The organism is Patulibacter minatonensis DSM 18081, from assembly GCF_000519325.1.
Classification (GTDB): Bacteria; Actinomycetota; Thermoleophilia; order Solirubrobacterales; family Solirubrobacteraceae; genus Patulibacter; species Patulibacter minatonensis.
On sequence record NZ_KI912613.1, the window covers coordinates 3,719,802 to 3,726,354 of the forward strand.

Annotated in this window: 4 protein-coding genes; 2 read left to right on the forward strand and 2 right to left on the reverse strand. The window is 75.9% G+C overall.

Annotated elements, in window-relative coordinates; all coding sequences use genetic code 11:
- Positions 1 to 79: 79 nt before the first annotated feature.
- Positions 80 to 1,000: a universal stress protein gene (locus PATMI_RS36840; protein ID WP_051471927.1), complete on the reverse strand. Its 921-nt coding sequence runs from the start codon at positions 998 to 1,000 to the stop codon at positions 80 to 82.
- Positions 1,001 to 1,168: 168 nt separating this feature from the next.
- Here PATMI_RS36840 and trpS point away from each other — a divergent pair, with 168 nt between their 5' ends.
- Both trpS and PATMI_RS34925 read left to right on the forward strand, forming a co-directional pair.
- Entirely contained in the window at positions 1,169 to 2,209 is a 1,041-nt protein-coding gene (gene trpS, locus PATMI_RS0117335) for a tryptophan--tRNA ligase (RefSeq protein ID WP_026911787.1), read from the forward strand.
- Positions 2,210 to 2,253: 44 nt separating this feature from the next.
- Positions 2,254 to 2,790 carry a DUF6328 family protein gene (locus PATMI_RS34925; RefSeq protein ID WP_051471928.1) on the forward strand — a complete coding sequence of 179 codons (537 nt, stop codon included), beginning with the start codon at positions 2,254 to 2,256 and terminating at the stop codon, positions 2,788 to 2,790.
- A gap of 3 nt (positions 2,791 to 2,793) precedes the next feature.
- On the opposite strand, the gene PATMI_RS0117345 is transcribed toward PATMI_RS34925, so the two are convergent.
- Positions 2,794 to 6,225, reverse strand: coding sequence for a hypothetical protein (locus tag PATMI_RS0117345; RefSeq protein WP_026911788.1), 3,432 nt, complete (start codon positions 6,223 to 6,225; stop codon positions 2,794 to 2,796).
- Positions 6,226 to 6,553: the final 328 nt, after the last annotated feature.

The window sequence follows — 6,553 nt, forward strand, 5'->3', positions numbered from 1 at the left end:
GCGGGCGGCCGACCGCGGAGCGGGTGGGGCGTGCCGTCGGCCCGGCCGTGCGCGTCCGCGATCCGGAGGCCGACCGGGCTCAGACGTCCGCGTGCCGCGGCACCACGATGATCGGGCAGCGGGCGTCGTCGAGCACCCGGCGCGAGACGCTGCCCAGCAGGACGTGGCCGACGGGTCCGTGGTCGCGGGAGCCCATGACGAGGAGGTGGAGCTCGGCGGAGCGGTCCGCCAGCTGCTCCGCCGCGTCACCGTGCAGGGTCACCGGCCGGCCGCGTGCGCCGTCGGGCAGGGTGGTCACGCGCTCCTCGAGCAGCGCCTGGACCTCGGCGTCGACGGTCTCCGGGTCGACGGGCGGCGGCTGGATCGGCGCGGGCCCGCCGAAGCCGTCGGTGGTGGGCACGGGGGGCAGGAAGTCCGCCACGCCGATGACGTCCAGCGGCCGGTCCTCGCGGACGGCCAAGCGGGCGGCGAAGTCGACGGCGCGGTCGGCGACGCGCGAGCCGTCGTAGCCCACGCCGATCGCGGCGATCGCGCGGGTGGCGTCGGCGCCGTGGGCGTGGCCCTCCGTGCGGGCCGGGATCGCGACCGGGCACGGCGCGCCGTGCAGGATGCCCGTCGAATCGCTGCCGAGCACGAGGCGCCCGACGGGACCGTGCTGCGCGGGCCCGATGACGATGAGGTCCGCGTCGCGGCCCTCGGCGAGGTCGTGCAGCGCGTAGGCGGCGGACGAGACCGGGAGCGACAGGAGCTCGATGCGCCCGTCGAGTTCCGCAGGGAGCCCGGCCCGGAGACGCTCGAGCAGCTGCATGCCCTCGCCGTGCAGCGCGTCGTCGAGCTCCTCGGCCTTCCCACGGCGCCCGAAGCGCGTCGCGTTGGGCGCGTAGGCGTGGACCAGGACCAGCTCGGTGTCGTCGCCCAGGGAGGCGAGCTCGGCCGCCAGGCGCAGCGCGTCGGTGGTGCCGGGGCCGTCGTCGCAACCGACGAGGATCTGCTGGAACACGTGGGGCCTTCCGGGTGGGGTGCGGGCCCGCGCCTCCTGCGCGCGACGGGCCGCCTCCCACGCTACCGGGCGCCGGGGTCCGCGCCGCCGGGGTCGAACCACGAGGCCCGCGGGGCGGACCGGATCCGGGGGTCGGGCGCCCGGGGCGGCCCGGTACGCTGCCGTGCCGTGCGCGTCTATTCCGGCATCCAGCCCACCGGTCGCAAGCACCTGGGCAACTACCTGGGGGCGATCCGGCACTTCGTGACGGGGCAGGAGGACGCCTCCGCCGCCGGGGACGACGCGATCTTCTGCGTCGTCGACCTCCACGCCACGACGGTCGCCTACGACCCGGCCGAGCTCCGCGACCGCACGTACGACACGATCGCGCTCCTGCTCGCCGCCGGGATCGACCCCGAGCGCTCGATCCTCTACCGCCAGGGCGACGTGCCCGAGGTGCCCGAGCTGACGTGGCTCCTGACGGCCGTGACCGCGCACGGCGACCTGAACCGGATGCACCAGTTCAAGGAGAAGTCCGGGCAGCAGCGCGAGCTCGTCTCCGCCGGGCTCTTCCTGTACCCCGTGCTGATGGCCGCCGACGTCCTCGCGTTCCGCGCGGACCGCGTGCCGGTGGGCGACGACCAGCGCCAGCACGTCGAGCTGATGCGCGACATCGCGCTGCGCTTCAACGCGCGCTTCGGCGGGGCGGCCCCCGACGGCACGGGTGGGACCGAGATCCTCACCGTGCCCGAGGGGATCTACCCGACCTCGGGCGCGCGGATCATGGACCTCCAGGCACCCGAGAAGAAGATGTCGACGTCGTCGTCGACGCCCGAGGGGGCGCTGTACCTCCTCGACGAGCCGAAGGCGATGGAGAAGAAGTTCAAGCGCGCCGTCACCGACTCCGAGAACCCGCCGGTGCTGCGCCGCGGCCCGGAGAAGGCCGGCGTCTCGAACCTCATCGACATCCTCGCCGCCGCCAGCGACCGCACGCCCGACGAGGTCGAGGCCTCGCTCGTCGACGCCCGCGGCTACGGCGACCTGAAGGCCGCCACCGCCGACGCCGTGATCACGCTGCTCGCACCCGTCCAGGAGCGCTACGCGGCGCTGCGCGAGGACGAGGCCGCCATCGAGGCCGCCCTGGCGATCGGCGCCGAGAAGGCCCGCGCGATCGCCCGCCCGGTGGTCGCGGACGTCCGCGAGGCGATGGGCGTGGGCCCGCGGGCCTGATCCGGGTCACCGGTCCCGGGGTACCAGGAGCCCGTGACGCCCCGATGACCGACCCACCGGCGGACCGCGACGCCGTCGACGAGCACCCCGGCCGCGCGGAGCACGGCGACCATCGCCACCCGCGCACGGGGGAGACCCCGTCGGAGCGCCACACCCGGCAGCTCAGCGAGCTCCTGATGGAGACCCGCGTGTCGGCGGTCGGGATCCAGGTGATCGTCGGGTTCCTGCTCGCCGTGCCGTTCCAGACGACCATCGACGGCACGCAGCGCACGGCCTACGTCGTGTCGATCATGGCCGGGATGCTCGCCGTGGCGCTGCTCCTGGCGCCGAGCGTCCTGCACCGCGCGCTGCTGCACCGCGGGCAGGCGGTCTGGATCGTCGCGGTCGGCACCCGGCTGCTCCTGGCCGGCGCGGCGGCGACGTCGGTCTCGCTCGTCGCCGCCACGGTGCTGGTCGGCGACCGCCTGTTCGACTCGTGGCTCGCGGTCCTGCCGGCCGGGTGGACGGCGGTGATCCTCGCCGGGTTCTGGCTCGCCCTGCCCGCGCTGCGGAGCCGGCGCCTGGACCGGACGCCGGACTGACCCTCACCGCCGCAGGGTCGCCCGCGCCGGCCGCCCGAGCCGTCCCGACGCCGCGATCGCCCGCACGCTGACCGTCGTCCGGCCGGCGCGGACCGTGCGTCGCGGCGCCCGGACGCGCACCGACGCCCGACCGGACGGCACGACCGTCGTCTCGCGGCCGCCGTCGCCGTAGCGGACGAGCACCGCGTGGCGGACGGGACCACCGGGGCGGAACCGGACCTCCAGCCGGGGGCCACGGCGGCGGACGGCGACCCGCGTCGGCGTCCCGACCCGCAGGCGCGGCTGGACGAACGAGCCGACGGTGCGGACGTGCTTGACGATGCCGTCCTGGAGGACCTCCGCCGTGATCGTGTGCCGCCCGGGGACGAGCGGGTTGGGGCGGAAGCGGACGGTGCCCTTCCGGCCGCCGCCCGGCAGCACGACCGCGCCACGGCTCGTGCGCTCGACGAAGCGCACGGTCTCGTCCGCGACCGCGTCGAGCCGGTAGGCGATCGGGCGCTCCGCTCCGCGGGCCCTCCCGAGCTTCGCGGTCACCTTCGGCTCGCGGGCGGGCACGGAGGCGCGGACCCCCGTGAGGGCGGGCGAGCCGGCGCGGGCGACGACCTGCCACGTCCCGGGGGCCGGGTCGCCGAGCACGACGGTCCGCGAGGCGCTCTGCTCGGTGCCGGCGGTCGCGATCCGGTCGCCGTCCGCCTCGGGCTGGATCGTCCGCCCCGACGGGTCGACCAGGTCGACGACGGGGACCCCGCCGCTGCCGCCGACGTTGATCGTCGCGCGCTTCGTGCCCTTCGGGATGCCGAGGCGGGTGGGGCCGCCGCCGGCCTGGCGGGTCCCCGCGAGCGTGACGCTCGAGAGGTCGCAGCCCTGGCTGAGGTCCGGGAACGTGTCGCCCCAGCGGTAGGTCGCGCTGCCCTCGACGAGCTCGACGAACGGCGGGTCCCACGTCGGGAACGGGAGCTTCGCGCACGCCCCGAGGCCCTTCGTGGAGGCGACGACCTGCCCGATCGTCACGCATCTCCCGAGCGCGCAGGCCTCGCCCTTGCCGGTGCCCTGCACGCCGTGCTTCCCGGCGTAGACGTCGAGCGTCGCGCCGAGGTAGAGGAACGGCCTGGTCTGCTCGAACGCGCCGATCCGCGCGCCGATCTTCGCGTAGCCGGCCGTCGAGAACTCGAAGTCCGCGGACGCGACCTCGAGCGTCGAGGCGATGCTGAGCGCCCCGTGGGCGGAGAGCACGAACGGGTCGCCGAAGACGGCCTTCAGGGAGCCGTCGAGGTCGAACAGGTACGTGCCCGGCGCGCCGGCACCGGTCGGCGGCGCGAGCGCCTGGAACCCGACCCCGGCGCCGCCGGAGATCGTCAGCGGACTCAGGCCGAACCCGGCGTCGATGCGGTGCAGGAAGACGTCCGGGTAGAGCACGACGCCCGGGAAGACGGGGACGTAGCTCGCCCGCACCGAGACGAGCTTCCCGTTCGCGACGATCACCTCGAACGAGAGCGAGGCACCTCCGGGCAGCCCGATCTTCGCGCCGCCGGTCCAGCGGTCGCCGTCGGCGGTCCACGAGAGGTGGAGGTCGTCGATGAGGACGGGCGGGACGACGATCCGGTCGGCCTTCAGGGAGAGGCTGTCCAGGCGCAGCCCGGTCTTCGCATCGATCCGCAGGGTCGCCTGGCCCGTGGCCTCGCCGAAGCCCGTCGGGAGCTTCAGGGCGACGGTGATGCTCGACCCGTCGCCGTCGATCCGCGGCTCCAGCGCGCCGACGAGCGGGAAGCCCTTCACCGTCACCGGGAACGCCTTCGTGTCGAACGCGAACAGCCGTCCGCCCTTGCCGGCCTCGAGCGTCTGCCGGAGTCCGCCCTGCCAGAGGACGATCGGATCGGATCCGGCGACGGGGATCTCGACGCGGGCGGTCCCGGTGCCGGCGGTGTAGAGCTGCTTCGCCTTCGGGTCGATCACCAGCTGGGTGCCGTTCAGCGGCACGACGCGGAGGCCGTTGACGCGGACGGGCCCCTCGGCGACCGCGACCGCGTGGCCGTCGCGCGTGCCGTTGAGGAAGCATCCCGTCTCGACGCGAGCCTTGACCTTCCCGAACTCGCGACGTTCGCAGTCCGCGGCGGTGACGTTGCCGCCGCCGGTGACGCTGCCCGGCACCGTGGTCGGAAGTCCCGTGCCGGTGCTGCGGGCGAGCTGCCCGAAGAAGAGGCCCCGGACCTCGCCGGCACCCTGTTCGGCGCTCGGGACCCACGTGGCGAAGCCACCGCCGTCCGGCGCGGCGTCGAACGAGACGTCGTCGATCCCGGCGACGTCGGTCGTCAGTCGCTGCTCGCCGCCGAACGTGCCGTCGCCGCTGCCGCCGCGCCGGAGGAACAGGCCCTTGTGGCCCTTCGGGGCGTCGCGCGTGTCGCCGCGGTCGACGATCAGCGCGTTCAGCGCGCCGCCGCGGCCGAGGATGCGGGTCATCGCGGCGGACGTCGGCTGCACCGTCCCGCGCTTCCCGCCGCCGACCTCGGTCACGGCGTAGACGCCGACGTCGGACGACGGGCGGGCTGCGACGAAGAGCCGTCCGCCCGCGCCGGTCGCGATCGACGGCTGGTACCCCTTGAACGTGCCGGCGACGGTCCAGCGCGCCGGGTCCTGTGGGTCGCCCTGGCCGTCGAAGCGGCGGACGGCGAACGCCCCGGGGCCGGTCACGACGACGGCCGCCACGCCACCACCGGGGAGCGCGGCCAGCTGGGAGCGCTCCCCGGACGCGTCGGGCGCACCGAGGTCGACGCGTCCGCCGACGAAGGTGCCGGGGGAGAGCGCCTGCACGAACGTCCCGCCCTCGCGCTGCGAGGACAGCGCCGCGATCCGCGGGGACGTCGGGGTGCCGAACGCGATCGGCGGCGTGTCGATCGCGACGCCGGCCGCCGCCGGCCCGCCGGCGCTGAACGACGTGCCGCCGTCGAGCGAGAGGAAGAGGATCGTGGCGCGGTCCGTGGTGCCCGTGCCGTCGGGGAGCTCGTAGCGCGTCGGGTAGCGCGAGGAGAGGATCGCCAGCTGGTCTCCCACGATCACGGGGTACGGCCCGTCGCTGAGCTCCTTGTTCTGGGTCGGGTCGTCGCCGTCGCCGTACGCCTTCTGCGGGACGAGCAGCCGCGTGGCCGGCGGGTTGTCGCACGCGGAGGCCCCGCGCGGCAGCCGGCAGAAGCCGATCGCGTCCTCGCCGGCCGGGCCGCCGTCGGCGACCCGCCACGTGACGTACGCCGTCCCCGCGTCGTCGACGACCGCGTGCGGCAGGGCGCCGCCGGTGGCGAGCGTCAGGCGCTTGGGGAGCGGCTGCGCCGGGGCCTTCGTCGTCACGCGCTTCGTCGGGCCCCGGAACCCCGGCGTCGTCGCGGTGCGGCGGGCGTCGGCGGCGGACGGGAGGGCGAGCAGCGCGGCGACGGCGGCGAGCACCGGGAGGCGGACGTGGGACGCGGCGCGTGGTCGGGCCGGTCGACGCCGGGCCGCCCCGGTGCGGTCGGGTGCCCCGGAGGGGCGGATGGGTCGTGGATGCGTGGACACGTGGTGCTCCGGGACGGTGGGGATCGGGGCGCCCGGGGGCGCGGAGGGAGAGCGGGTCATCGGGCGGGGCCGGCGGCGGTCAGGCCCTCGGCGGCCAGCCGGTCGGGGGTCGCGTCCGCGGCGACGGCGCGGCGCAGGAGCTCGAGGAACGGGGCGTCGTGCTCGGCCAGGTGCGACGCGCGGCTCGCGACGGCGAGGGCGGACGGCACGCCGGGCTCGA

Excerpts from the sequence above, each read along its gene's own strand:
- PATMI_RS34925 (WP_051471928.1), top strand. The coding sequence starts at position 2,254 with ATGACCGACCCACCGGCGGACCGCGACGCCGTCGACGAGCACCCCGGC.